Raw genomic sequence first — 25,620 nt, 5'->3', positions numbered from 1 at the left:
CCCTGGTGGTATTTGCGTCGTAGCCCTCAGATTAGAAGCGATAGGAGCCTCTTGCAGGAAAGCGCTTATTTGGTCAAAAAATAGCCATGCCCCATAAAAGTGCATCTTATCCTTTGCTGAAACTTATGCCTTGAATAGCTGCCTGGGTATCGTCTTTACTATGAGTGACTGTCGCATCTGAAATGCCAGAACTTAAATTTGCAGCAGAGCATGACTCTGGCGCGTGCGCCTGAAACGTCGAGAAAATAGCGCTCCATTTAATAAAAACATCAAGAAAGAACAATAAGGTCGACCTTTTATGAGGGCGCTTCCCCAACGCACCTTACAGGAAGCTTATCGATGACAGACGCCCCAAAGTTTCATCGTCGTACTTTTTTGAAAGGCAGTGCACAAGCTGCAGCGCTGGCCGGAATGTCCGGACTTTTTCCCGAAACCATACGACGCGCACTGGCCATTGAGCCGGATGTGCGCAGCGGCACCCTGCAGGATGTCGACCATGTGGTCATCCTGATGCAGGAAAACCGCTCGTTTGATCATTACTTCGGCCACCTCAATGGCGTTCGTGGATTCAACGACCCTCGGGTTCTCAAGCGCGCCGATGGCAAGTCGGTGATGCATCAAACCTACAAAACCACCGAATACCTGCCTTATCACTTCGATACAAAGAACGTGCACGCCCAATGGTTAGGTTCGCAGAACCACGAATGGTCGGCGTTTCACGGGACCTGGAACGAAGGCCGCAACGACCGGTGGACGGCGATCCAGGACTACACCGCCATGGGCCATTTCAAGCGGGATGACATCCCGTACTACTATGCCCTGGCAGACGCCTTCACCCTGGGCGAGGCCTATCACCAATCGATCATGGGCCCCACCAACCCCAATCGCCTGTATCACATGACCGGCCGCACTGCGCCTACCGGCGATGGCAAGAATGTCCAATACACCAACAGCATGGGCGACGGCACCATGGGTGTAAGTGGTTCTGTGGACTGGACCACCTACCCCGAACGCCTGAGCGAAGCCAATATCGATTGGCGTATTTACCAGGAAGGCGGCTACCAGTCGTCTTCACTCTGGTGGCTCTACCTCGATCTCAAATGGAAGTGGCTCATACAGGCCGACAACAATTACGACTGCAATGCCCTGGCCTGGTTTAAACGCTTCAAGGAATCAAAACCCGACTCCGATTTATGGCAACGAGCCATGGTCGCTCGCGGAGTGACCAAGTTGCGCGAAGACGTGCAAAACAACACCTTGGCGCAAGTGTCGTGGATCGTGCCGCCGTACTGTTATTCGGAACACCCTTGGTGGGGTCCCTCCTTCGGTGAATACTACGTATCGACGATTCTCGAAGCCCTGACCAGCAACCCCAAGGTCTGGGCCAGGACCGTATTCATCATCAACTACGATGAAGGCGACGGTTATTTCGACCACGTGTCCGCTGCCGTACCACCATGGAAACCGGGCACCGGCCTTTCGGCCGTCGACACCCAAGGCGAAATCGAAAGCGCCACCCAGTTGCCCATTGGCTTGGGCCCGCGCGTGCCGGTACTGGCGATATCGCCGTGGTCCCGGGGCGGAAAGGTCAGTGCCGAAGTCTTCGATCACACCTCTGTGCTCAGATTCCTCGAAAAACGCTTCGGCGTTACCGCGGACAATATTTCCCCCTGGCGCCGGGCGGTTTGCGGTGACTTGACCTCGCTTTTCGACTTCACCGGGAAAACCGATAGCAGCGTTCCTGCCAACCTGACCAACCTGACTGAAACCAAAGCTCGTCAGGATGACGCCTACTACAAGCAGTACTATCGCTCCTACCCTTATTACACCAACCCTACGACCTTGCCGGGCCAGGAAATCGGCCAGCGCGACGCCCTGGCAGTGCCCTACCAGCTACATGCCGAGGTCAGCGTCGCCGCCAGCGATGGCAGCCTGCTGCTCAACTTGAGAAACGAGGGCATGGCCCTGCCGGAAAACCCGTACGCACGTTCGGCTGCGGTCTTCCAGGTGCACTCCAACGAACGGGGCGCCCCGGCGTTCTATACGGTGACCAGCTACGATATCCATGCGGCAACTAACCTTAGAAGCCGCGGCCAGACGCTCATTGAAAACCTCAAGGACCGTATCGACGCGAACGGTCGCTACGGCTTTGAAGTGCGTGCACCGAATGGCTTCTATCGGGAATTTACCGGCAATAACCAGTTGGCCAAGACCCTCGCCCGGCCTGAGGTTTCAGTCAGCTACCAGGGGGCGCAGATTGTCCTGACGATCAAAAATACCGGGGTACTGTCCTGTACGGTGACGGTGAAATCCAACCCCGCGTACAAGGGCGATACGGTTCACACCCTTGAACTCAAGCCGGGTCAAAGCCTGAGCGATTCCTGGTTGCTGCGCAGCAGTTCCGGCTGGTATGACCTGACCCTCACAGCCACCAACACCGAAAGCAACTTCTCTCGACGGCTCGCTGGGCATGTTGAAACCGGTTTGCCAAGCCGCACCGATCCACTCTTGGACATCATGCCGTCCTGATGAAAGGAACCTTCAAGATGAAAGCCATTCTTTTAGCGGTGTGTGCGGCGCTGATCGCCTACCTGGTGCTGTTTCGCCAGCCGGTGGACAGCGTCGTGGAACAAGCGCACAGCGTCGCCTCGCGCCCAGTGAGCGATGCCAAGCCGGCCGTGCCTGCGCCAGCCGCCGACAGCCAAGCGCCAGCGTCGCTGGAACAGCAAATCACCTCGTTTTCGCAAACCGCCAACACCTTGTCGGCCACTGAGCGCCGGCAGACCGCCGAGCGCTTGATCAACGAGCTGAAAACCTCGGTCAGCAACGGCGAGGAATTGAAGACCGCCTATGCCCAGGTCGAACGACTGACGCCAAACATCGAGTCCGACCCCAAGTCACAGGAGCGCCTGAACTACAGCATCTGGATGGACATGAAAGACCGCTCCACACCACCGGCCCTCCCCTCGCTTGCCCAGCGCCAGCAACTGGAGACCTACCAGCAGGCCGCGAACCAGGCGATTGACGAAGTACTCAAGACCGTCGACGGCGACGAGGCACGGCGCGCCGCCATCGAGGAGAAACTCAAGGCGCTGCGCCTGGAGATCTTCGGCAGCAGTGCCCCACAGCCGCTGAGCCATTAAGGCACCTTGTTACCCCGTGACGCACGGCAGTCATGGGGTGACAAGGTCTGCTCACCCACGGAATCCGCTGATGGCCATAGCCGACTCACCCACACTGACCACGCAAGCTATCGACTGGCTGGTAACACAGGGGCACTTGAAAGGGGCCGAAGTGGCACAAGCCAGGCAGCTAGAGGGCGACGCGCAACAACACGAGCTGCCCGAGCTGCTGATTCGACTTGGCCGGCTCTCGGAACAAGACCTGGCAACGGCCTGGTCGACCCTGCTCGACATTCCCTTGTTGCATGGCAGCGACGCGCCGCCGCTGGAAGGTGGTCTGCCGGACGTCTCGCCACGGTTCCTGAAACACTACGGGGTGGTGCCTTTGCCGCCCTTCGACCAGCAACTGCACATACTGGTGAGCAACCCGACCCAGCGTTATCCGATCCTGGCTCTGGAATATGCCAGCCAGCTCACGGCGCGCCTGTCGATTGGCCTGCGCAGTGAGATTGAACAATTGATCGAACGCTATTACGGCCAGGGCCGCTCGGCCATGGGCACGCTGATCGAAAACCTCGGTGAGAGCGTCGACAAGACCGACGATATCGAACACCTCAAGGACCTGGCTTCCGAAGCCCCGGTGATCCGGATCGTGAACCTGTTGTTGCAGCGAGCGGTCGAACTGGGCGTCTCGGACATTCATATCGAACCCTTCGAAAACCAGCTCAAGGTGCGTTACCGCATCGATGGAACCTTGCAGGAAGGCGAGGCGCCTCCGGTCAGTTCGTCGGCAGCGGTGATTTCCCGGATCAAGATCATGGCGCACCTGGACATTGCCGAACGACGCCTGCCCCAGGACGGACGCATGATGTTGAGGATTCAAGGCAAGGAGCTGGACCTGCGGGTCTCGACGGTGCCGACCCGTCACGGCGAATCGGTAGTCATGCGGCTGCTGGACCGCGAGCAGGTGACCTTCGATTTTCCCAGCCTGGGCTTCGATGGCCAGCGGCTCCGGCAGCTCCTCGGCTTGCTCGAGCGCCCCCATGGCATTCTGCTGGTGACCGGCCCCACCGGCTCGGGCAAGACCACCACGCTGTACACCGCACTGACCCGGCTCAATACCAGCGAACGGAAAATCATCACCGTCGAGGACCCTGTCGAATACCAATTGCCCGGGATCAATCAGATTCAGGTAAAACCGGCCATAGGCCTGGACTTCGCCGGCGCATTGCGCTCGATCGTCCGCCAGGACCCGGACGTGATCATGATCGGTGAAATACGCGATCTGGAAACCTGCCGGATCGCCATTCAATCGTCATTGACCGGCCACCTGGTGTTGTCGACCTTGCACACCAACAGCGCCGCGGCCAGCATTACCCGCTTGCTGGACATGGGTGTGGAGAGCTACCTGATCGCCTCGACCGTCACCGGGATCCTTGCTCAACGCCTGGTGCGACGGCTAGACCCGCAATGGCGCGAAGCCTTTGAGGCGCCGGCGCAACTAATCGCCGAGCACCAGCTGGATCGCTACACCGATGAGCGTCCGATCCGGCTGTACCGGCCCAGGGCCGATGCACCGGGAACCGGTTACAGCGGACGCAGTGCCGTCACCGAATTGTTGGTGATGAATGAAGAAATCCGCTCGCTGCTGATGCGCCACGCCGACGCTGCTACCCTGGAGCAGGCCGCTCGCGCTGCCGGTTTGCGCACCTTGCATGAAGAAGGCCTGCGCCAGGCCCTGGCGGGTATCACCTCACTGGAAGAGGTATTGCGCATCACGCGCAATGACTGACCATGGAACAGTATCGATACAAGGCATTGGACGCCGACCACAACACCGTGAACGGCCATCTTGAAGCCAGCGACCCGCAGGCCGCCGCGAGCCAGTTGCAAGAGCGTGGCCTGCTGGTCCTGCGGGTACAACGCGCCAGCGGCGCCTCGGGTTTGCCTCGCCCCTCCTGGTTGCGCCCGTCCCATTTGAGTCGCGAAGAACTCGGCCGTTTTACCCAGCAACTCGCGACGTTGCTCGGGGCTGACCAGCCGCTGGAACGGGCGCTGGGTATCCTGATCCGACAACCCGGCAAACCAGCGGCTCGGCAATTGATCGAACGCATTCGCGACCGGGTCAAGGCCGGGCAGACGCTGTCAGCGGCCATGGCCGTCGAACGGCAATCCTTTACCCCGCTGTACTTGAGCCTGGTTCACGCCGGTGAAGCCGCGGGGGTGCTGGATCAAAGCCTCGGGCAACTGGCGAGCTACCTGGAACGGATCCAGGCCATCCGCACTGAAGTCATCAACGCCTTGATTTACCCGGCCTTCCTGGTGGTGGGTGTGCTCGGCTCACTGGTGTTGCTGCTGGCTTATGTGGTCCCGCAGTTCGTGCCGATTTTCGACGGCCTGGGGGTGCCTGTCCCGCTGCTGACCCAGCTGATCCTCGACCTCGGGCAGTTTCTTTCCAGCTATGGCCTGCATGCATTGGCGCTGCTTCTCGGGCTGGCTTGGGCAGCGCTGAGCTACATGGGCCGGCCCGGAAATCGCTTGAAATGGCATCGATACCTGCTGCGATCACGCCTGGCCGGCGGCTTGTTGAAACGCCTGGAAAGCGCACGGTTCGCCCGTACCCTGGGCACCTTGGTGACCCAGGGCGTACCCCTGATCAATGCCCTCGACATCAGCCGGCAAGTCGCCAGTAACCTGGCGATGAACGCCGCCGTGGCAAACGCCACGGTCAAGGTCAAGGACGGTCAGCGGTTGTCGACGGCATTGGAAACCGAACAACTGTTGCCAGACCTCGCGATCCAGATGATCGAAGTGGGTGAAGAGTCCGGGAAACTCGATGGCATGTTGTTGAAAGTGGCGAGCATTTTCGATGAAGAAGCCAAGCGCAGCATCGACCGCCTGTTGGCCGCGCTGGTCCCGAGCCTGACCGTGGTCATGGCGGTGTTGGTGGCGGTGATCATGCTGGCCATCATGCTGCCGCTGATGAGCCTGACCAGTAACCTTTGACCGGAGACGTTAATGAAAACAGCTCGTTCACTGCCCAAGCGCCAGCGCGGCCTCACTTTACTGGAGATGCTGGCGGTCATTGTCTTGCTCGGCGTTGTCGCGACCATCGTCGTTCGCCAGGTGGGTGGCAATGTCGACAAGGGCAAGTACGGTGCCGGCAAGGCGCAATTGGCCAGCCTGTCGATGAAAATCGAAAGCTATGCGCTGGACGTCGGGTCACCGCCGCGCACCCTCGATGCGCTGCTTGCCCGCCCCGCCAATGCCGCCAGTTGGAGCGGTCCGTATGCCAAGGCCAGTGATCTCAAGGACCCGTTCGGCCATGCATTCGGCTATCGCGCACCCGGCCAGCACGGTTCGTTCGACCTGATTTTCTACGGTCAGGACGGCCAGCCCGGCGGTGACGGCTACAGCAAGGACCTGGGCAGTTGGGAATAGCCATGCCTGCCATGCGGCCGGTTCAACAGGGCTTCACCCTCCTGGAAATGCTGGTGGTGCTGCTCATGGTTGCCGTGGGTTTCGGCCTGTTGGCCTCGGGTATCTCCCAGGGGCTCAAGAGCGCCCAGGAGCGCCAGGTCAAGCGTGACCTGAGCCTGGCGTTGCGCCAGGTCCGAAGCCAAGCCATCAGCGCAGGACAACCAGCCTCCCTGCGCCTGGATGTACTGCGCAACAGTTATCAGCTGCCCGGCAAGGCACCGCGCCAATTGCCGGATGGCATGACCCTGCGCCTGACGACGGCGGCCACTGCCGATAGCGATGAAGGGGCAGTCGGGCTGATCACCTTCTACCCCAACGGCGGTTCCACTGGCGGGCACCTGTACCTGGCGCGCGGCAACCAAGCGACGCGTATCGATATCGACTGGCTCACCGGACGGGTCGACTGGCGAGATAGGCAACAGCCATGACGCCTTTGCCTCCCCGCCAGCAGCGTGGCTTTACCCTGGTCGAATTACTCGCGGCGATCGTCGTCCTGGGCATTGGGTTTGCAGTCGTACTCAACACCCTGGGTTACGCCACCCAGGCACTGGTGCGGGATGGGCAGACAACCCGAATGGCCCTGATGGCCACTTCGCTGATGGCCGAATATGGAGAAGGCCTGGGCAGCGGCGCCCACCTGGAAGGTACCCGCGACGGTATCCAATGGCGCCTGAGCGCCACCCCGCTTCGGGATGAGGGGGCCATTGTGCTCTCCCAGCTAGAACTCATGCTGGTCAAGGGCAGCCGGCATGAACGCTTCGTCACGCTCAAGGCCATCAAGCATCCAGCGGGGAGCCTGCCATGAGGCAAGGCCAGCGCGGGTTTACGCTGCTGGAAGTGCTGCTCGCCCTGAGCTTCCTCGGCTTGCTGATGGTGCTGATCGGTTCCGCCTTGGGCTCCGGTAACCACTTGCTGCTGCTCAGCGAAAAACACACCGATCGCCTGACCCAAGTGAGGACCGCGCAGAACTTTCTGCGCAGCGCACTCCAACAGGCGCTGGCCGAGGATTTTGGCCACGCGGCGGATCAGGAACGGGTATTCGAAGGAGAGCGACAACGCATGCGTTTCGTTTCTCCAATGCCTGGGCAACTCGCCGCTGGTGTCCAGGTGCATACCCTTGAAGCGGTGGCCGGCCCGGCTGATACCAGTCGCCTGCAAATCAGTTTCAGCCAGGACCGCCCGGATGGGCTACACCCCTGGGGCAATCCCCAGATACTGGTGCAGGAGGTTCAGGACTTGCGCTTGAGCTACAGAGGCCTGGACCCCAACCGCCAGCCGACCGACTGGCTGGAGCGCTGGCCCTGGCCGGACCGGCTGCCCCAGGCCGTGCGTATCGACGTCGATACTCGCGAAGCCGACCTGTGGCCCACGCAAATCGTGGCCTTGCGCCTGGATTCCGAGGTGACCCCATGAGCCGCCAGCGCGGCGCCGCATTGATCATGGTCTTGTGGGCCATCGCCCTGCTGGGACTGATGATGGGCAGCCTGGTCGAGATCCTGCGCCTGGAAAACCGCCAGAGCGCTTTTGAACTGCAACACAGCCGCGCCCTGCTGGCCGCGCAAGCGGGCCTGGCGTTGGCGGTCGAAGGGTTGTTTGCCTATCCGCCGCGCACGGTGGCTGACGGGCGTGTTTACTCATTGCCCTTTGAGCAGGCCACGCTGAGCCTCCAAGTCAGCAGCGAGCGCGGCAAACTGGATCTGAATTTTGCCGCGCTGGACAGTTTCGCGCGCCTGGCCCATGGCCTCGGCGCAACCTCCGGGCAGGCTCGGCAATGGAGTGAAAGCCTGGGCCAACAGCGCAGTGCCGGCCCCCTCAAAGCGCTCGAACAGTTGCAGCAGTTACCCGGCATGCAGCCGCGCCTGTACGAGCGCTTGCTACCGCACCTCACGCTCTGGTCCGGCCTCACGGTGCCGGATGTGGATGCAGCCAGCCCCGAACTGCTGGCCTTGCTCAAACTGTCACGGCCAAAGGTCGCGCTGCAGCGGGGCCCCGAATCGGTGGTCAATGTGCGAGTCCTGGCGACGCTGGAGAATCAGGTTTCGGCTTCCCTGGAGGCCGTGGTTTTTCTTTCACCACAAGGAAGCGGTCAACGACCGTATCGGGTGCTGCGCTGGAAAGAATGAATCTGCTGATCCAGCCCCTGGCTGACCGGCTACAGCCGCTGATCCGCTGGCTACTGCTGCGCTGGCGAGGGTCGCCGCTGCCTGGATTCCTTGCCTGGTGGCGGGCAGAGCTCCTGGCCTGCCTGCCCGCCTCCTGGCGAGCCAGGATCAACCCCGAGAAAAAACAACCGTTGCTGTTTTCCCGGGACGACCATTTCTGGACCGGGGACGTTGAGCAACTGCAACCAGCCCTCGCGCCATCGACATCTGCTGCAGCGGTCCTGATCCTGCTGCCGCACCAGCGCTTGCTCCATGAAGTGTCCCTGCCGGCGGCGGTGGCCCAGGACCTCAGCTCCATGCTGTCGTACGAGATGGACAAGTACACCCCGTTCAAGGCCAGCCAGGTCTATTTCGACTGTGTCCGCCTGCCCTCTGCCCACGACTCGCTGATTCGCATTCGCCTGGCCGTGGTCAGGCGTGAGCGGCTGGATACGCTGCTCGATCAGGCGCAACAGGCTGGTCATTCGATCATGGCGGTTGATGTACTGGATGAGCACGGCACACGGTTGCACGTCGACTTGCTGGCACCCCATCGCCGCACCCGCAGACGCCGCTCGCTGATGCGGCCAGCTCCGGCCCTTGCGCTGGTCGCCCTGGTCCTGGCGCTGGCCGGCCTGCAGCTCTGGCTGCACAACCGTCAGCAGGCCCTTGAAGACATGCGGCAGCAGGTCAAGGCCCTGCAACGGCAAACGCAACAGGTCCAGGCGCTCAATCAGCAGATCGACGACACCCTCAACGCTCAACGCTATGTCGTGGAACGCCGGGCACAAACCACCTCGATGGCGGCGCTGCTCGATGAGTTGAGCCAATGCATCCCGCTGAACACCACCCTGGAGTCCCTGAATATCAACCCGGACGGCCAGGTCAGCCTGACCGGCCAAAGCAGCCAGGCCAGCGCCCTGATCAGTGCCATGAAAGCCTGCCGCAGCCTGGAAGGCATCAATTTCCAGGGCGCCATCCAGCCAGACCTTGTCACCGGCCTGGACCGCTTCAGCATGCTCGCCACCCTACGCAAAGCGGAGGCCAGCCATGCGCCTGCGACCAACTCCCGCTAGCCAGCGCGCCCTGGCCCTGGCCTTGGCCGCTTTGAGCCTGGTCGGGGGGTATTTTCTGACCTTGCATGTTTGGTTCAGCCAGCCTTTGTTGGCCATTGCCGATGAGATGGCGCTGCTACGCCACAACCAGCAACGCTACGTGGCATTGTCCGGCCAACGGCCTGCGCTGGAGAACTCGCTGGCTCAGATCGGGCGCTCATCCGTGGGCAATGAAAACCTGCTGGCCGATTCCGACATGGGCACGGCCACCGCACAACTGATGCAGTTGATCGCCGCCGATTTGCAGGTATTCGCCACGGTGGGCAGTGGCTGCACGCTGGCCAATCGAATTCCGGTGCCGGTCACCCAGCAAGGGCCTTATCGGCAAGTCAGTGTGCGGATCAACCTCGAATGCGCCATCGAGCCATTGGCCGGCCTGCTGCACCGCCTGGAAAACGGCAAAGTCTCGCTGTTCATCGAGTCCTTGCGGATCGAGAAAAGCCGGGGCCAGCTTGCCAGCGCAAATCGCTTGGCCGCGCAACTGCTGATCAGCGCTTACCTGCAAAACCCAACGCCAAAAGGAGCGACGCCATGACGCGCTTCCCGCCCTCGCTTCGTTGGCTGAGTGCAGCCGTACTGGGCCTGCTGGGGTTGCTCCTGATCTTGCTCAACGGCTTTGGCACCGAGGTTCAGTGGCTCCCTCCACTCGATCCATCGGCTGCCCCGGTGAAAGCCGCCGGCACTGCCGAGCCCATGCCCGTAGCGTTGGCAGCGCATGAATACACCTGGAAAAAACCACTGTTCAACGCCCATAGGCAGCCTGACCCGTCACCCTCCCCAGCCACCGAGACGGCGCCAGCGTCGCTCAATGGCCTGAGCCTGACCGGCGTCATCGCTTCCGGAGCCCTGCGCAAGGCCTTCTTCAAGACCAGCGACGGGCAACAGCTGGCGGCCCTCGAACAGCAACAACTGCCCAATGGCTGGCGAGTCGAGCGGATCGAACCGACACACGTCTCGTTGACCCAGGGTGCCAACACCCAAACGTTGAAGCTGCTGCTATTGAAAGTGCCGCAGAACACACCGGCTCTCCCCTCTTTGCCTGACACTCCCAAGGACAGCGATCTGTGAGAAAACGATTCATCTACACGGGCTTGGCCGGCGCGATGGCGCTCTGTGGTTGTACGACACCGGCCACCGACAGCGCACGGGACGACAGGTTGATCAAAGAGGCCTTGTCCGGCACCGGTACTGATCGCGCGCCGCTGCCGATCCCGGCGCCGAAAGCACCGCCACTGGCGATCATCACACCGCCGACCACGACCCGGGTTGTCCAGGGCAACCAGCACTTCATCAATAAGAAACCGTCAGCGCTGCCCCATGCCGCTAGGGCATCCCAAGAGCCAGGCGTCACCTTCAACTTCGCCAATGTCTCGATCCAGGCCGTGGCCAACACCATCCTCGGTGATGTGCTGAAGGAGAACTACAGCATCGCCCCGGGTGTGGTGGGCGACGTCACCTTCTCGACCTCCAGGCCCGTCGACAAGAGCCAGGCTTTCTCGATCCTGGAAACCCTGTTGGCACTGACCAGGAACGCCATCATCCGGCAGAACGACAGCTACGTTGTGCTGCCGGCGAACACGGCGCTCGCCGGCCGGCTCGCGCCGCAGCTGGCATTGCCACAACCTGGCAGCGGCATGACGGCGCGGTTCTTTCTGCTCAACTATATTTCCGCACCGCAAATGCAAAAGCTCTTGCAACCCATGGCCCGGGAAAATGCCTTCGTGCAGGTCGACGCCGCCCGCAACCTGCTGATCATGGCGGGCACTCCCGATGAACTGAACAACTATCAGCAGACCATCGACACCTTCGATGTCAACTGGCTCAAGGGCATGTCCGTCAGCGTCTTCGGGCTCAAGCACGCCAACGTCAGCAAGTTGATGCCCGAGCTTGAGCATTTGTTCGGAGCGCAAAGCGCGACACCGCTGGCCGGGATGTTGCGTTTCCTGCCGATCGAGCGCACCAACTCCATCGTGGTGATCTCTTCTCAGCCGCAGTACCTCAGTGATGTCGGGCGCTGGATCGAAGCCATTGACCAGGGCGGCGGCAATGAACCGCAAATGTATGTGTACGACGTGCGCAACATGAAGGCCACCGACCTTGCCAAGTACCTGCGACAGATTTACGGCAATGCGAAAATCACCGACGAGCCGGCCGCCCAGGTAGCACCCGGCCTGCGTACGGTCACCCTGTCGAGCAATGGTTACGGCACTGGCAATGACGGCAGCGGCAATGTTTCAGGCCTGCCATCGGGGATCAATGGGATCGGTGGTAACGGCAACGCCGAAGGCACCAACGCGGCACAGCCGGAAGAAGAGTTCGAGGCCAGCAGCGAGGACCAGGAGCAGGCCGAAAACGCCACGAGCAACGAGACATTCGACAATTCAGTGCGCATCACGGCCCAGAAAAGCAGCAACCAACTGTTGGTACGCAGCCGGCCGGCGCAATGGGCTGAAATCGAGTCGGCGATACAGCGTCTGGACAATCCCCCCCTGCAAGTGCAGATCGAAACACGCATTCTGGAAGTCAGCCTGACCGGCTCCCTGGAGCAAGGCGTGCAATGGTACCTGGGGAACCTGGCGGGCAACTCGACCACTCCTGGCGTGCAGAACACCACGGGCAGCCAGGGTGCATTGGGCGGAGGCGGCGTCGAGGTGAGATCGGCTTCGCTGTTCTACTCCTTTGTCAGCAACAACTTCCAGGTGGCCTTGCGAGCGCTGGAAACCAGCGGCAACACCAAGGTGCTGTCGGCGCCATCGCTGGTGGTGATGAACAACCAGCAAGCGCGGATCCAGGTGGGCAACAACATCCCGATCAGCCAGACCACCATCAATACCGGGGTCGGCGCCATCCAGACCAGCTCCGTGCAGTACGTGCAGACCGGGGTGATCCTCAATGTGGTGCCACGCATCAACCCCGGCGGCTTGGTGTACATGGACATTCAGCAACAGGTCAGCGACGCCACGACTCCCGCCAGCGGCGGAACCGGGACCACGGCGACGCCACCGGCCAACCCCACCATCTCGACCCGCGCGGTGTCTACCCAAGTCGCCGTGCAAAGCGGCCAGACTGTCCTGCTGGGAGGCCTGATCAAGCAAAACCAGGCAGAGGCCGATCGCAGCGTGCCGTATCTGGGCAAGGTGCCGGGGCTGAAGTGGTTGTTCGGTACGACCATCCGCAATGACGACCGGTCGGAACTGATCGTGCTCATCACCCCTCGCGTGATCACCGGCAACAGCGAGGCGCGCCAGGTGACGGATGAGTATCGCCAGCGCTTCCAGCTTATCCAGCCACTGCAAAAACTCTGAAGCCTGATCGACACCGGGCCTGGCTGAAGAGGCTCGACTCCAGATCGCTCGTGTACTGGTTCGCCCGGGTGCTAAGGATGGCCAGCATCAGGCGCGGCCTCTTTTATGGAGGGGCTTGGCGCCTGATGGACGAACACTGGGCCGCAACTACAGGTGGAAATCGCCTGCGGCCTCTGGCTGGTAAAGCACCTTCCTGATCTCGATCCGGCGGGTCCGATCAGAAATACGCCAGTCGATGGCATCGCCCTCCTGATAACCCAGGATGGCGGCGCCGATGTCGGAACACACGGAATGCTTGCCGGCGCTGCTGTCCGCGTCGTCAGGGTAGACCAGGGCCACTTCGATTTCTTCGTCATCCAGGTGCAGCAAGGCCCTGGAATTCATCGTGACGACATTGCGCGCCACATGCTGCGGCTTGACGACAATGGCCCGTCCAAGCTCATGTTCGAGTTCAACCACGGCCAGGCCCTGCTCGAAGACGATCAGGCTCTCGAGCCTGGCCTTGTCGATTTCGGTGATGTAGATCCCCGTGGAGTCGCCAGCGGCCCCCTCGCGCAAGAACTGCAGATAGCGCCCCGCCGTCATGGAAAATGATTTCAATGCCGGCGTTTCGTTCTCAAGCACAAAGCCGCTGCGCACGAAGGCTTTCAGTGAGCGCGAGTTGTCCGGGTGGATCTTGGCGATGAGCTTTTCGGCCCGCATATCGAGAAAGGCCAGCTTCATGCCCTCGCGGATGGTCCGGGCGCCAAGGTTCCGGCCCCATTTGTCGCTGTCTCCGATGACCAGGACTATCTCGCAATTGGAGCCGGTCTTGACGAGTCGGACAAAACCCACCGGGGCGTCATGGCGGTCATAGGCCATGAAGAACCGGCCGTCCCGGTTGAATAGATGGGTCAGGATCGGCAGTTGGGTCCGATCGATGACGTGTTCGATGGAACGGGAAACATCACGTGAATCGCTCAAGTAACAGGTAACGCGCTCATCTTCCAACCAATCTTTCAACGTCAGCGCATGTGCCCGAGTGATTTCAGGGCACAGCGAAATGAAAGGCTTGTTCATCTTCACCACACTTGTTCGTAAAGGATGAAAGCCCTTCATGGCGGTTATGGCCATGACGGTTCTTTCGGCAACCGGGCATCTTAAGGCATAAGGCGAGCAATGCCGAAAAGATCACGACCTGCTCCCTGCCCTACCCGCCATCGATGCCCAAGCGAGTTGGCCGTCGTTACGGCTGCTGCGTCGACATCACGGTCGGCCTGACCGGAAGCCGGGAGTATTGCGGGTGCTGCTTGACGAAGGTTCGAACGGCCTGTTCCTGCCTGTCCGTTACACATATGGCAATGCTGGGACGGTCCACCGTGCAGGTTCCCAGTGCAAGGAAGCCGCAGTTCTTGACCCCATAGACGGCAGCTGGGTGGGCCGCGACCGGGCAGCCATACGTCATCTCGCCCAGGTAGTTGAGTTGGCCGTTGGCCACGGTAAAACGCAGGGGTTTCGAATAGGGGCCCATGAGGCCGCGGCGTGAACCCAGGTCATTCACTTCATAGGTACCTGCAGGCAACCATGCCGAGTAATAGTCCTTGGGAGCCCAGCCGTAGGTCTTGCCGCTATTCACGTCACGAAAACTGATCCAGGTGCCGTAGGGCCCGCCCTCGATCAGCGCACCCAGGACAAGGCCTGCGTTTTCGGCGCAATAGACTTTGGAATCCAGGGCCATTTCAGGCGGTAATGCCGAACAGGCACTCATCAAGGCTGTAACTCCAACTACCAACAACTGACTTGTCTTGCGCATTCGATACTCGATCCATTGAAACAAAATGTGGCTTTCCCATTATGATGCTGCCCCTTTCAAATCAAGCGTTAAGGATGACACCCCACTATGAGTAGTATTTTCACCGGCCGTGTATCGGGTGCCATGGCCTTCGCCTTGCTCTTGAGCGGCTGCAGTTTATCGGGCACTTATCCGGATGCAACCGAAGCAGACGCCGCCAAGCTTCGTTTTATCAGCGACATGAGCAGCGCCACGCTGGGAGTATTCGATGAGCAGAACTGTGACGGGCAAACCACGGGGATTCTCAATAACTTGTTCCTCGCCGATTCTCGCCGGCGAGCGAACATGTCGATACCTCCTGCCTCCCAGAAGACGCCCTACCTGGAAATCCGCTTGGCCCCGAACAAAGAGCGGATGCTGCACCTCAATACCCAGGGCACCGGCTCGGTATGTGGCATGGCCTTCACCTTCACGCCGCAAAGTGGCGCTGAATATGAACTCACCTTCAGTCGTGCCGGCAGTCAGTGCGTGACATCGCTCAAGCGCCTGCACCAAGCGCAGGGCCAAGTGGTGCGCTCCCCTGTCCCTCTGGTGAACAAAGGCCTGGCAAGCTGCCTGGGCGCCAACGCCCTCTTCCCTGCGCCCGTAAAGGGCCTGCCGGCCACCGTCGAGCGTGACGAAATGATCGAGCAGATTGTCTCGCAGAGCATCATCAGCGAGATGAAGCCCGGGCCGGCCTTGAGCGAGAGCAGCCAGAACGAAGCCGCCGACCTGGTGGTGGACAAGCGCAAGCGGCAGATGAACCTGGACCTGCCGGATGCTTATTGGAGCCAATTTCGGCAGAACGTAGCGACTTACCTGAAGCAGGCTCAAGGGGTAAAGGCCAGCGCGCTCGAGCACTACAAGGCCGAGTACCGCACACGCCTCTCGCGCTTGGATACACCAGCCATCAAGGCACTGGTGCCAGACACCCAGGCCACCGATGTCACCCAGGCGCTGGCTACCAACAACGCGATGTTGCAGTACTACCGTCGGCTCGATGAGCAATTGCAAAAAGAAACGATGGCCGATCACTGGACCCGGATGGCCGACCTGGACAAGCGCTACGGGGTGTGTGAGCGCTACGCGCAGTGCTGGCAGAACTAACCTGGGCCAACCCGCTGCGCCCTTGCCTTGCTCCACCTGGCCATGGGGTTGGCCAGCGTAATCATGCAAGGGCGCCACTCTCTACATCCCCCTGGCCTCCACCGCCCTCCTCCGGCATCACCTGGTCAGCGCCTGGTAACTCACCCGGTGCGCCTCGGTCGGCAGCGGCACCTCCCATTTGAATAGCATGCGGCGGATATCCGCGTTGCGCAGCGAGGTGTCGCGCTGCTGGTTGCGCCGCATGATCTCGCTCTCCGGGCTTTCCAGGTAGACGATCTCCACCTCTGCACCGTAGCCGTACAGCAAGTCCAGGGTGCGATTGCGCATCTGCGCCGACAGGTGCGTCGAGTTCCATATGAATGGCCGCTGCTCTCGCAACAAGGCCTTGGCCCGGTCGATGGCGTAGTGCGCGGCGGCGCCTTCGTTCTGCCCGTGGCGCAGGCCCAGGGCCTGGCGCGCATCGTCGAACGAGACCACCGGCAGGTCCGGATGATGTCGCGCGGCCCAGGTGTCCTTGCCGCTGGCCGGCAAGCCGGAAAGCATCAGCACTTGCGAGCCTTGCGGTGCATGCAGCGGATAGTCGGGGTGCACCCGGGCGCCACGCAGGTACTGGATGCGCGTGTAGTCGTCGGCGAAGGCGCGCGGCCCCTGCAGGCAGCCCTCCTCGGCCGCCAGTTCACGCCACAGTTCAATGGCACTCAAGACATCGGCCTTGCCAACGTAATCACGACCTTGCATGTCGGCCTCGGCCACCGCGCAGAGCATCCACACCGGCAGCTCCCAGGACAGCTTGTGGAGCAGGAACTCCGTGCTGCGCCCGCTGCGATCGCCTTGCAGGGCGAAGAACGGCACCTGGTGCACGGCGATGATGCGGCAGATCTGCTCGCGCAGCTCGAACGGCACAGCGGCGCGCCACAACAGCAGCCGGGCATCCACCGCTCCCCGACGCGAGTGTCCGGGTTGGCCGATACGCCCGGTCTCGGGGTCGATCACCGTGGTATCGGGCTTGGCGATGTCATGCAGCAAGGTGGCGAAGAACAGCACGAAGCGCTGCTCGGCGCTGGCCTGCTGGTAGGCCGGCTGGGCCAGTAGCGCTTCGACCACCATGCGGGTGTGAATCCACACATCGCCCTCGGCGTGGTAGGTCGGGTCCTGCGGGGTGTCGGCCAGGCGCGCCAGGGCCGGGATGGCCGCCAGGCAGGCGGCACTGTCCATGGCGTGCCCAGGCTCGGGCACCAGGTGTTGCAGTGGATGAATATCCATTTCGAAAGGCTCCTTCAGTAGCCACGGCAGGAGCCGTACCAGTCCATGGACAGGCGCGGCGCGTAGAGGTCGACGCCGGCGGCCAGTTGATTGGGAATGAACGGTTGATTGGCATGGTGCTGGTCGGCATCGAGGATGGCCTGGACGAAATCCTGGCGCACCCACTTCAAGCGGCCGAGGGTTTGTTGTGCGTCCTCGAGCTTCAGGTACAAGCCTTCCATGCGACTGGAGCGGTCGCACTGGCGCCAGGCCCGGGCCAGGTCGAGGCCTTCACGGCGTACCACTTGCTCGAATGCCTCGCGCCAATGGGCAGTCTTGGCCAGCGAATCGCTAACCAGCGCCATCAGCTCGGCCTGCCGGCGTGGTGCCGGGCCTTCGTACAGCACCGGTACCGACAGCACGGGGCCGTCCTGGAGCAGCTTGCGGCGTGCGGCCGTAGACAAGAACAACCCCGTGCTGCGATCCCACACATCGAACTCGCAAAAGTAATGGGGCAAGTGGTCGTAGAACACCGAGTGCTTCTTGTGCAGCCACTCGCCGTACAGTACGAAGCGATCTTCCAGGCGCTCCAGCAGCCAGTGTTCGTGGGCCGCGGCCCACTGCTTGAACAAATTGAACTGGCGCTCGCGTCCGCCACCAGTGAGGTAGTGGCCACGGGATTGCAGGCGCAGTTCGCCGCCCTCGGTAAAGCTGATGCCGGCGTTGGCACCGTCGAGTTTTTCTTCCACCACCAGCCATTGGCCAGCCAGGGAGGCATAACGAACCTGTCCGGCGTCAGTGTCGCCATCCTGCAGGCGTGAGCTTTCCAGGTGGGGGGTACGGGGGTACTTGAGCAGTTCTAGGGAGTGCGCGTCGGCACGAATATCCATGTTCATGGGTTTCTCCTTGGGAATAGGGAAAAACCGACGACAGGATCAGGCAGGCACAGCGATGAGGAGGCGCCGCGCAAAAGCGCGGGCAGCCATCAGGCACGATGGACCGTCGTCGGTATCAGGCGTGTTGGCTGGCGTAGGGCACTGGCTTCACCACTTGGGAGAAAGGTTGCAGGGGCTTGAGGGCGCGCATTCAACAGCAGATGGCGGCACCTGGTCAAGCCCTGCGATACGTTGAGCTGGGCCAGGTCAGCGAGTTTTCGCGATCACCCCGGTCATGTACTGGTGCAAATCACGAAAGTCCTGGACCTTCCAGGCATAGGGCGCAATCTTCACGCCGTTCTCGCGCAAGGTTCTTGGGATCAGGTCGCCGTTTGGTCGCAGTATCACCGAGGAAACGATAACGCCCGGGTAATCGTTCAGGCGTTTCTTGAAGGCGGATGTCGTGAGGTCCGGGGTAGGCGGATTGCTTTTATTGGCCAACGGTCCCGTCCCCTTGATATCCGGTCCATGGCACACGGCACATCGCTGCAGGTAGAGGTTTTTGCCGTTGGCATTATCGGCGAAGGATAACGGTGCTTGGATCAACGCTAGAACAGCCAGTGAAGCGATGAATGATCTTTTCATTTTTATTTTGCATTTCCCTCGGTCAGGTATGAAGTCCTTTTCAGTTGCAGTCGCCACTGTGATTGGGGCCCTGCAACTGCTATCGGGCAACTTGAAAAACGCTTTCGTTGACGATGAGCACGTCATCGTCCAACAGGTTCAAGACGACACAAAAGTTGTGCGTGGACTGAACGTAAACCAGGTCGCCTTCTTGCTTGATCGCCACGAATGGATTGGCTGTGGTCGAGAACAGGAACCACTCCAAATGATTGCGTGCATCGGTCCTGGCGATAAAACCTTCGTTGCCCATTTCGCCCTCGCCGCATAGAACGACCTGGCCGTTGCTCAAAGACAACTTATGGTTTACCTGGACTTGCGCCCATACATCGTCATCTTCACCAGGCAACTCACCCGGCGTGGTCCTTGCTTCCCGTGAAAGGCTGTAGGCCCTGCCATAGGTATGGGGAAGTTCGGTGTTTTCAACCGAGTCGATCGCTATGGGCTCGATAACCCCGGGCTGGCGATACATGATGTCCAGGCCGATCAACTGGCCGTCGCTCCATCGCTCTTGCAGTCCTTTCATATGCTCTAGCGCTCACTGCTATTTTTATCACTGCCGGTCCAGGTTCGGCATGGCCAACCTTTAGCGCGTCGCCTCAGTTTTGGGCGCCCGATTTCGCGGGGCTCGCACTTTTGGGCGGCGGATTCTACCATGCTCCGGCGATATCAACTGGCCGATCCAGAGCCTCCGAGAGGGTAAAGCTCTATTTGCCCAGCCGGCAATTCGGCACCTTACCCACCACACTTTGAATGAGCTGCCTGTGCTGGATTTTTCATACTTGGTCGATAACCAAGGCAACAAACCCTCTTTGTCCATCCATGACCGGGACATCAAGTTTCTGGAACCTGCCTTTCTGGACCTTGAGCAGAAAACCGGAATCTATATAGACCCCTACGGGACAACGCAGATCTACCCCGCCCATCAACAAATACTGGTTGATCATCTGCAGGGGCGCAGTGAAGACAAGACTGTCGAGTTTGTGCGCTTGCTGAAGAACGCCATCAGGGAAGACGAGGTCCTAGTGGCCGATGGCGACTAAGTACGATATTCACGGGCGTGCGAATGGCGAAGGTGACAGGGTGATCGGCCTGGATCTCGAGATAGTCCCTGGGAAGTCGATTGGCGGTATCTGCCTGGGAGACAACGCAGACGATATCGTCTGGAACATCCTGGATGAGTTCGATGTGCAGGCCTTTGATTTCGATAACTTCGGGATGAAGTACACCTGCTACAGGATCGACGGCGGAGCCATCTCATTTTCCGCCAACGAGGCCGGCAATATCGTCTCCTTATGCTGCGAGCCTCCTTATACGGGGCGGTTTGATAAAAGGTTCTACCCCGGGATAACGGCAGGCGAAATCAAGGCACGATCCAAAAGGCAGGAGCTTGTGGGCGGTTATCTGGTCCTGGATAGAAATTACCTTGCCTACTACGCAATGCCGGATGAGATCGACGACTTCGATCGCTTTTCCGATCTGGACGACGATGTGGTCTTCAATGAGCTGTATGTAGGGAACCTGGCTTGATGCGGCCGCGGCGCATTGGGCCTATCACTTCGCTGTCGGCGCCCTGGTCATGAGCGTGTTCGACGAGCGCATCGAGCGGATCTCCGCTGGCGAGGTCAAGGCCATGGATATCGAGGTGAAGACCAACTACCTGATCTCCTTCATCACGGCCGGGATCCGCGCCACGACCGCGCAACCCTGTCGCTGAAGCGGGCATCTGCGGGCGTGCCCATGCCCGCACAAAGCGCTGCGCCAGCAGTAGCGGGCACTAGATCTCGAGGTTCATGACCTCGGGGAAGGTGAACTTGAACCAGGGCGTGTAGTCGTCCGGATGTGCCTGGATATCCTGGCGAATGTCCTCGAGGGAGCGATATGCACAGGCGTCCGCTTCGTCGGGATTCAAGACGGGCTCAACATCGCAACGGGCAAAGTACAGGTGCCCGTATTCGTGCTCGATCAAGCCTCCCGGCAAATGGAGAAAGTAACCGAGCTCGAAGCGCTTGGTCACCGGGCAGGTCAAGCCCATCTCCTCTTCCAGGCGTCTTTGCGCCGCATGATCGGTGCTCTCGCCTGGCAGCGGGTGCCCGCAACAGGTGTTGCTCCATAGACCGCCGCAATGATATTTGCGCGCTGCGCGCCTTTGCAGCAGCAGTTCATTGCGGCTGTTGAACACATAGACCGATACCGCCCGGTGGCGCGCCCCGACCTTGTGGGCGGCCAGCTTCTCCATGAAGCCCACCTCCCTGTCGTTGTCATCCACCAGGATTACCTCGATGTGCGGCATGTAGCCTTCCTCGCATTGTGGGGTGGGTTTTCAGCGATGGGCTCAAGGCGCCAGCGCAACTGCGATCCAGCTTAGTCCAGGCTCGCACCCGAGCTTTTGTCATTAAATCGGCGACAGGCCGGGCATACCCTTCGCCCGGTCTTAACATCGATAAGGAATCGATCATGAATCTTTCACGCCTGTTGCTGGCAGGAGTCATCGGCCTGGCACTCGCCCCCCTGGCCCAGGCCTCATCCACGGCCGATATCGAAGAAAAAGCCCAGCTGCGAAAACTCTTCTGCGAGTCCAGGGGCGGCTCTGACATTACCGCCCTGGGTGAACTGAAGAAGTCCGACGACGTCGGCGCCGTAGTGGTGTGCAAGCTTGCTCCGTCGAGGACGACGGTGGTTGAAAACCAGGCCGCCGCAACGTTCTCGCCACTGCCGCTGACTCCTGTCACCGCCACCCTCGCGCCGCCTTCCGGGGTCTACAAGCTTGCTCCGGGGGCCAACAGCATCAACACCTCCTGCTCGGCCAACCTGGCCATCGCCAAGTGGGCTGGCTTGCCCAGCACCAGCAACGGCAACGCCAGCTTGAATTGCCGAGGCTATAACACCAGCGCCGGAGGCAGCACGCTGGGCTGCAGTATCCAATGGACCGGGCCGACCCAGGTCGCCATTGGCGTCACGCCCTATGGCGGGCAAGTGGCAGTGAACTTCAGCTGCCAGGCCATACACCTTGGCTCCATGGGCACCGTCATGGACTTCAGCTACAGCGATCCGGTCTATTCGCGCATTCGGTATGGCTCGGTCCAGGCCACCGGCAGCCTGACCATCACCCAGTAACGTCCTCTGGACCCATTACTGTCCCCGTCGGCGCCCATGGGCCGGCGGGGGCTGCCACTTCCCTCCCCCGGGTATCAGGCCGGGGACTTGAGCGCCAGGACCTTCCAGCTCGCCTTGCGCTTACGGGCGACCAGGGCATCCAGGGCCTCGCCGGTGGGCCTGCCCTTGGCAGTGAACTTCACCGGGACCAGCAACAACAGCTCCACCCCGTCATCGTCGGCAATCTCCTCGGCCGCGGATGCCGGGTCCCAGGGCTTGTCTACAACCAGCATCGCATCCACCGAATCGGGCCACGCCAGGTCTGCGTAGCCGGGATCATCACGCAGCACCAGCATCCCCTCGCCCAAGGCCTGGTGTTCCAGGCTCTGGCGCGCCAGGCGAGCCAGTAGCTGCACCGGGAAGCACCAGGCTGGCTGCTGCGCCAGACCATGCTGGGGAAGCGCCCAGTCCTCGGGTAGGCAGACGAACAGCTCGGTCATGGGAGTGGTGCGGTACAGGCCAATTGTGAACAACAGCTTGTAGCGACCCTTGGTGAGCAGGCTGATATGCAGCGAAAACCGAGGGTCCGCGCTGGGCGGACCGAACAGCGCCGGCAGCACCCAGCCGGCGCTGTTGTGGACGAAGGTCGCGATCGCCTGCCCTGGCCCATCGACGTCCTGGACATCGATATCCAGGATGCTCTGTGCGCCATTGGCTTGCAGCAGCCCTGCAACCGCCGGGTGGCCCCAGGTGCGCGCGGCATCCAGGGCGGTGTTGTTGAAGCGCCGATGCAATTGGTTGACCGCGGCGCCCCGCGCCAGAAGCAGTGCGACCACCTGGTCATGGCCAGCCAGCGCGGCCGCGTAAAGTGGCGGGCAGATGCTCAATGGCAGGCCATTGGCACTGGCGCCGGCGTCGAGCAACACAGTGCAGGTCGGCAGGCTCCCTTCGCTGGCCGCCAGCCCCAGCGCCGTTTCCTGGCCGCAGACCTCCACCGGCCGATCCACCTCCAGACCCAGCTCGAGCAGTAGTTGGCAAACCTCGGCCTGGCCTTCGCTGGCGGCCATATGCAGCAGGCCGATATCCCCGGCGGAGCCATAGCGTGGCAGCTCCAGCAACTGCGGATACTGTTGGGCAAAGGCCCGCAATCGCTCCAGCCTGCCCTCCAGGACATCCTCGTAGAGGCGATCCAGCTGGCTCTCGTGTTCTTCGTACAGTCGTTGCCACTCGGTCATCAGGTGCAGGTCCATGTTCTGTCGATACGCTCCGGGGGCGCATTGAGTCGTTAACCGCCGCGCTCGTCAACCACTTCGGTAACCCAGAGGGACTGCTCACTCATGATTGCGATGCAACCGCCCATGAAGGCCGGAGTGTCACGACCGCAGTCGCAGCGAATGAGTGCAGGGCTGGTGCCGAAGGGCTTATGACCAGGGTCGCCCGCCCCGCCTCACTGCTTGCCGCGCATGCTGTTGCGCCAGATCCGGTAGCTCCTGATCCCCGCACGTACCGAGCCGAACAGCAGCTGCTCGTCCATCTCCGCACTCATCCCCGAGCGCTCCAGCATCTTCAGGAAGGTGCCGCGGGCACGGGCGATGGCGAAGTGAATGCCCTGGGCGGCCAGGGTGTCGCGGATTTCCCGCAGCACCGCGATGCCGCTGACATCGATATTGGTGACCGCCTCGGCATCGAACAACACCACCTCGGGCTTGCCGTCGCGCCCGATGTTCTCCAGCAGGCGCATCTTGAAGTAGTCGGCGTTGAAGAACAGGATCGCGTCGTCAAAGCGATACACCACCAGCCCGGGCACAGTCCGGGCCTGCGGGTACTTGCTGATATCGACCTGGCCTTCGATGCCTGGCATCCAGCCCAGCACCGCGTCGGTGGGCTGGTAGATGCTGTACAGCAGGCGCAGGATGGCCAGGGTCACGGCGAACATGATCCCCGGCAATACCCCAAGGCCCAGCACGCTCACCGTAGTCAGCAGGCACAGCCAGAACTCGAAGCGGCTGAGCTTGTGGATCTGCCCGAGGGATTTCACATCGATCAGGCCCCAACCGGCCATCAGCAGGACCGCGCCCAGGGCCGGCTGCGGGATCCAGGCCATGGGCGCGGTGAAGAACAGCAAGATCAGGGCGATCGCCACGGCGGCGATGATGCCCACCAACTGGCTCTTGCCTCCAACCATGTCGTTGACCGCGGTGCGCGAATCCGCGCCGCTGATGGCGAAGCCCTGGGAGGCCCCCGCCGCCAGGTTGCTCATGCCCAGGGCGATGAACTCATGGTTGGCATTGATCGCATAGCCATGGCGTGCGGCAAAGCTGCGGGCGGTGAGCATGGCGCTGCAGAAACTCACCGTGGCGATACCCAGGGCGTCGCGCAGCAGGCTCTTGCTCTCCTCCAGGGTGGTGCTGGGCCAGGACAGCTCGGGGATGCCGGCAGGCACATGGCCCAAGACCGCCACGCCGAACTGGTCGAGACCGAAGACCCCGGCCAGCAAGGTGAACACCGCCACCGTCACCAGCGCCGCCGGCACCCGTGGATAGCGTCGCGGCAAGCCGATCAGCAGGCCCAGGCTGGCCAAGCCGATGGCCAGGGTCAGCCAGTGGATCTCGCCCAGGCGCTGGAGAAAATCCATCAGCCCGAGGATGAAGCCCTCGCCTTCGATCTTGAAGCCCACCACCTTGCCCATTTGCCCGGCGATCAGGCTCAGGCCGATGCCGTTCAGGTAGCCGATGAGGATCGGCCGCGAGAAGAAGCTGGCGATGAACCCGGCACGGGCGATCCCCGCAGCGATCAGCATCAGCCCCACCAGCACGGTGACGATCATCGACAACTCGACGGTGCGCTGCAGGTCGCCCATGGCCAGGGGCGCCACGGCCCCGCCGAGCATGGCGCAGGTGGCGGCATCGGGGCCGACCATCAACTGCCGCGAGCTGCCGACCAGGGCATAGACGATCATCGGCAGCACGCAGGCATAGAGCCCGTACTGCGCAGGCAGCCCGACGATCTGGGCATAGGCGATGGCGATGGGAATCTGGATCGCCGCCACCGACAAACCGGCCCGCAGGTCGGCGCGCAACCATTCACGGCGGTAGTGCAGCAAGTTGGACAGGCCGGACAGATAGCGGGAGAGCAACATGCAGGGTCCTTTCGAAGTGTTCCGTTCTTGTTATTCATCCATGCCCTTGCAAGCCATGCAGCCGGCAAGGCGACGCAGCCCGCTATTGAAGCCAATCGCGCACTCGAGCGCCATGAGCTGGAGCAGCTTTTATGTTGATCGTCGAATGTTGGCCGGTGCTCGCCTGCGCTCGACCAGCGTCGCCAGCACCCGGGCGACAGGCGCGCAGTGAGCGAATGACTGGATCGATGGCGCCGGCCTCGGATCCGGGGCCGGCGGCTGAAACCGTTGGCAGGAGCCAGCCGGCTCCTGCGCTACAGCGAGATGACATGGGTGGCGGACAGCCTTTGCCGGTATGTCCCGCTCAGCTCATCGGATGGCTTCCTGAGGGCTGGATAGCATCAGCAGCGCCTGCAAGTGCTGCGCCGTGGCCTCCATCAAGCTCGTGGCGATCTCGTCCACATGCCGCCGCTGCCAGGATTCCAGGGGCGTGCCCTTGACCCACTGGTTGAAGGCGCCGAGCGCCGG

Annotated in this window: 27 protein-coding genes; 18 read left to right on the top strand and 9 right to left on the bottom strand. The window is 61.4% G+C overall.

Going from position 1 to position 25,620, the window contains the following annotated elements; genetic code table 11:
* Positions 1-339 precede the first annotated feature (339 nt).
* The 13 genes from CAG11_RS30995 to gspD all read left to right on the top strand — a co-directional run bounded on the left by CAG11_RS30995 (position 340) and on the right by gspD (position 13,163).
* Positions 340-2,529, top strand: a complete 2,190-nt coding sequence (locus CAG11_RS30995) for a phosphocholine-specific phospholipase C (RefSeq protein ID WP_085600193.1) — start codon at positions 340-342, stop codon at positions 2,527-2,529.
* A 17-nt stretch (positions 2,530-2,546) separates the two neighbouring features.
* Positions 2,547-3,143: a phospholipase C accessory protein PlcR gene (plcR, locus tag CAG11_RS30990; protein ID WP_085600191.1), complete on the top strand. Its 597-nt coding sequence runs from the start codon at positions 2,547-2,549 to the stop codon at positions 3,141-3,143.
* 70 nt (positions 3,144-3,213) lie between these two features.
* Complete coding sequence (gspE, locus tag CAG11_RS30985) at positions 3,214-4,914, top strand: type II secretion system ATPase GspE (RefSeq protein WP_085600189.1); 1,701 nt, start codon at positions 3,214-3,216, stop codon at positions 4,912-4,914.
* 2 nt (positions 4,915-4,916) lie between these two features.
* Positions 4,917-6,128: a type II secretion system inner membrane protein GspF gene (gspF, locus tag CAG11_RS30980; RefSeq protein WP_085600187.1), complete on the top strand. Its 1,212-nt coding sequence runs from the start codon at positions 4,917-4,919 to the stop codon at positions 6,126-6,128.
* A gap of 12 nt (positions 6,129-6,140) precedes the next feature.
* Entirely contained in the window at positions 6,141-6,563 is a 423-nt protein-coding gene (gene gspG / locus CAG11_RS30975) for a type II secretion system major pseudopilin GspG (RefSeq protein ID WP_053129952.1), read from the top strand.
* A 2-nt stretch (positions 6,564-6,565) separates the two neighbouring features.
* Positions 6,566-7,030, top strand: coding sequence for a GspH/FimT family protein (locus CAG11_RS30970; protein WP_085600185.1), 465 nt, complete (start codon positions 6,566-6,568; stop codon positions 7,028-7,030).
* Positions 7,027-7,407, top strand: a complete 381-nt coding sequence (locus CAG11_RS30965) for a type II secretion system protein (RefSeq protein ID WP_085600183.1) — start codon at positions 7,027-7,029, stop codon at positions 7,405-7,407. The genes CAG11_RS30970 and CAG11_RS30965 overlap by 4 nt, the downstream gene beginning before the upstream one ends.
* Positions 7,404-8,015: a prepilin-type N-terminal cleavage/methylation domain-containing protein gene (locus tag CAG11_RS30960; protein ID WP_085600181.1), complete on the top strand. Its 612-nt coding sequence runs from the start codon at positions 7,404-7,406 to the stop codon at positions 8,013-8,015. Before CAG11_RS30965 ends, CAG11_RS30960 begins: the two co-directional genes overlap by 4 nt.
* A complete protein-coding gene (locus CAG11_RS30955) occupies positions 8,012-8,725 on the top strand; it encodes a type II secretion system protein GspK (protein WP_085600179.1) in 714 nt (237 codons plus the stop codon). Before CAG11_RS30960 ends, CAG11_RS30955 begins: the two co-directional genes overlap by 4 nt.
* Complete coding sequence (locus CAG11_RS30950) at positions 8,722-9,819, top strand: PilN domain-containing protein (RefSeq protein WP_085600177.1); 1,098 nt, start codon at positions 8,722-8,724, stop codon at positions 9,817-9,819. The genes CAG11_RS30955 and CAG11_RS30950 overlap by 4 nt, the downstream gene beginning before the upstream one ends.
* The gene (gene gspM / locus CAG11_RS30945) at positions 9,794-10,393 is read left to right on the top strand and encodes a type II secretion system protein GspM (RefSeq protein ID WP_085600175.1); all 600 of its coding nucleotides are present in this window, start codon (positions 9,794-9,796) and stop codon (positions 10,391-10,393) included. The genes CAG11_RS30950 and gspM overlap by 26 nt, the downstream gene beginning before the upstream one ends.
* A complete protein-coding gene (locus CAG11_RS30940) occupies positions 10,390-10,926 on the top strand; it encodes a DNA utilization family protein (protein ID WP_085600173.1) in 537 nt (178 codons plus the stop codon). Before gspM ends, CAG11_RS30940 begins: the two co-directional genes overlap by 4 nt.
* Positions 10,927-10,961: 35 nt before the next feature.
* Entirely contained in the window at positions 10,962-13,163 is a 2,202-nt protein-coding gene (gene gspD, locus CAG11_RS30935; protein WP_085600271.1) for a type II secretion system secretin GspD, read from the top strand.
* A gap of 147 nt (positions 13,164-13,310) precedes the next feature.
* On the opposite strand, the gene CAG11_RS30930 is transcribed toward gspD, so the two are convergent.
* Positions 13,311-14,276 carry a bifunctional GNAT family N-acetyltransferase/nucleoside diphosphate kinase regulator gene (locus CAG11_RS30930; protein ID WP_085600171.1) on the bottom strand — a complete coding sequence of 322 codons (966 nt, stop codon included), beginning with the start codon at positions 14,274-14,276 and terminating at the stop codon, positions 13,311-13,313.
* 112 nt (positions 14,277-14,388) lie between these two features.
* On the bottom strand, positions 14,389-14,955 hold the full coding sequence (locus CAG11_RS30925; protein ID WP_085600169.1) for a hypothetical protein: 567 nt from the start codon (positions 14,953-14,955) through the stop codon (positions 14,389-14,391).
* A 123-nt stretch (positions 14,956-15,078) separates the two neighbouring features.
* On the opposite strand from CAG11_RS30925, the gene CAG11_RS30920 reads away from it, so the two are divergent.
* Entirely contained in the window at positions 15,079-16,080 is a 1,002-nt protein-coding gene (locus CAG11_RS30920; protein WP_256578804.1) for a hypothetical protein, read from the top strand.
* A 117-nt stretch (positions 16,081-16,197) separates the two neighbouring features.
* Here CAG11_RS30920 and CAG11_RS30915 read toward each other — a convergent pair whose 3' ends face one another.
* From CAG11_RS30915 to CAG11_RS30900, 4 genes are all read right to left on the bottom strand, one after another.
* Positions 16,198-17,343 carry an AAA family ATPase gene (locus tag CAG11_RS30915; RefSeq protein WP_085600166.1) on the bottom strand — a complete coding sequence of 382 codons (1,146 nt, stop codon included), beginning with the start codon at positions 17,341-17,343 and terminating at the stop codon, positions 16,198-16,200.
* A gap of 14 nt (positions 17,344-17,357) precedes the next feature.
* Positions 17,358-18,218 carry an RNA ligase family protein gene (locus CAG11_RS30910; protein ID WP_085600164.1) on the bottom strand — a complete coding sequence of 287 codons (861 nt, stop codon included), beginning with the start codon at positions 18,216-18,218 and terminating at the stop codon, positions 17,358-17,360.
* Between the two features lie 246 nt (positions 18,219-18,464).
* Positions 18,465-18,842, bottom strand: a complete 378-nt coding sequence (locus CAG11_RS30905) for a cytochrome c (RefSeq protein WP_103326329.1) — start codon at positions 18,840-18,842, stop codon at positions 18,465-18,467.
* A gap of 79 nt (positions 18,843-18,921) precedes the next feature.
* The gene (locus CAG11_RS30900) at positions 18,922-19,404 is read right to left on the bottom strand and encodes a hypothetical protein (protein ID WP_085600162.1); all 483 of its coding nucleotides are present in this window, start codon (positions 19,402-19,404) and stop codon (positions 18,922-18,924) included.
* Positions 19,405-19,660: 256 nt separating this feature from the next.
* Between CAG11_RS30900 and CAG11_RS30895 the strand changes: the two genes are divergently transcribed.
* From CAG11_RS30895 to CAG11_RS33480, 3 genes are read left to right on the top strand one after another with little or no spacing between them, the layout of a single operon-like run.
* Positions 19,661-19,921: a hypothetical protein gene (locus CAG11_RS30895; protein WP_256578803.1), complete on the top strand. Its 261-nt coding sequence runs from the start codon at positions 19,661-19,663 to the stop codon at positions 19,919-19,921.
* Positions 19,911-20,408 carry a hypothetical protein gene (locus CAG11_RS30890; protein ID WP_085600158.1) on the top strand — a complete coding sequence of 166 codons (498 nt, stop codon included), beginning with the start codon at positions 19,911-19,913 and terminating at the stop codon, positions 20,406-20,408. The genes CAG11_RS30895 and CAG11_RS30890 overlap by 11 nt, the downstream gene beginning before the upstream one ends.
* Before the next feature lie 49 nt (positions 20,409-20,457).
* Entirely contained in the window at positions 20,458-20,595 is a 138-nt protein-coding gene (locus CAG11_RS33480) for a hypothetical protein (protein WP_256578802.1), read from the top strand.
* A 60-nt stretch (positions 20,596-20,655) separates the two neighbouring features.
* Here CAG11_RS33480 and idi read toward each other — a convergent pair whose 3' ends face one another.
* The gene (gene idi / locus CAG11_RS30885; protein ID WP_022644453.1) at positions 20,656-21,171 is read right to left on the bottom strand and encodes an isopentenyl-diphosphate Delta-isomerase; all 516 of its coding nucleotides are present in this window, start codon (positions 21,169-21,171) and stop codon (positions 20,656-20,658) included.
* A gap of 164 nt (positions 21,172-21,335) precedes the next feature.
* Between idi and CAG11_RS30880 the strand changes: the two genes are divergently transcribed.
* A complete protein-coding gene (locus CAG11_RS30880) occupies positions 21,336-21,995 on the top strand; it encodes a hypothetical protein (protein ID WP_085600156.1) in 660 nt (219 codons plus the stop codon).
* A gap of 74 nt (positions 21,996-22,069) precedes the next feature.
* Here CAG11_RS30880 and CAG11_RS30875 read toward each other — a convergent pair whose 3' ends face one another.
* Together CAG11_RS30875 and CAG11_RS30870 are read right to left on the bottom strand one after the other, a co-directional pair.
* Positions 22,070-23,224 carry an ankyrin repeat domain-containing protein gene (locus tag CAG11_RS30875; RefSeq protein WP_085600154.1) on the bottom strand — a complete coding sequence of 385 codons (1,155 nt, stop codon included), beginning with the start codon at positions 23,222-23,224 and terminating at the stop codon, positions 22,070-22,072.
* A gap of 197 nt (positions 23,225-23,421) precedes the next feature.
* On the bottom strand, positions 23,422-25,113 hold the full coding sequence (locus tag CAG11_RS30870) for a SulP family inorganic anion transporter (protein WP_085600152.1): 1,692 nt from the start codon (positions 25,111-25,113) through the stop codon (positions 23,422-23,424).
* Between the last annotated feature and the right edge of the window lie 507 nt (positions 25,114-25,620).

It is taken from the genome of Pseudomonas sp. B6(2017) (genome assembly GCF_002112765.1).
In the GTDB taxonomy this organism is placed as follows: domain Bacteria; phylum Pseudomonadota; class Gammaproteobacteria; order Pseudomonadales; family Pseudomonadaceae; genus Aquipseudomonas; species Aquipseudomonas piscis.
Note: the sequence above shows the minus strand (reverse complement) of the source record. Positions and strands in the feature narration are given on the sequence as shown.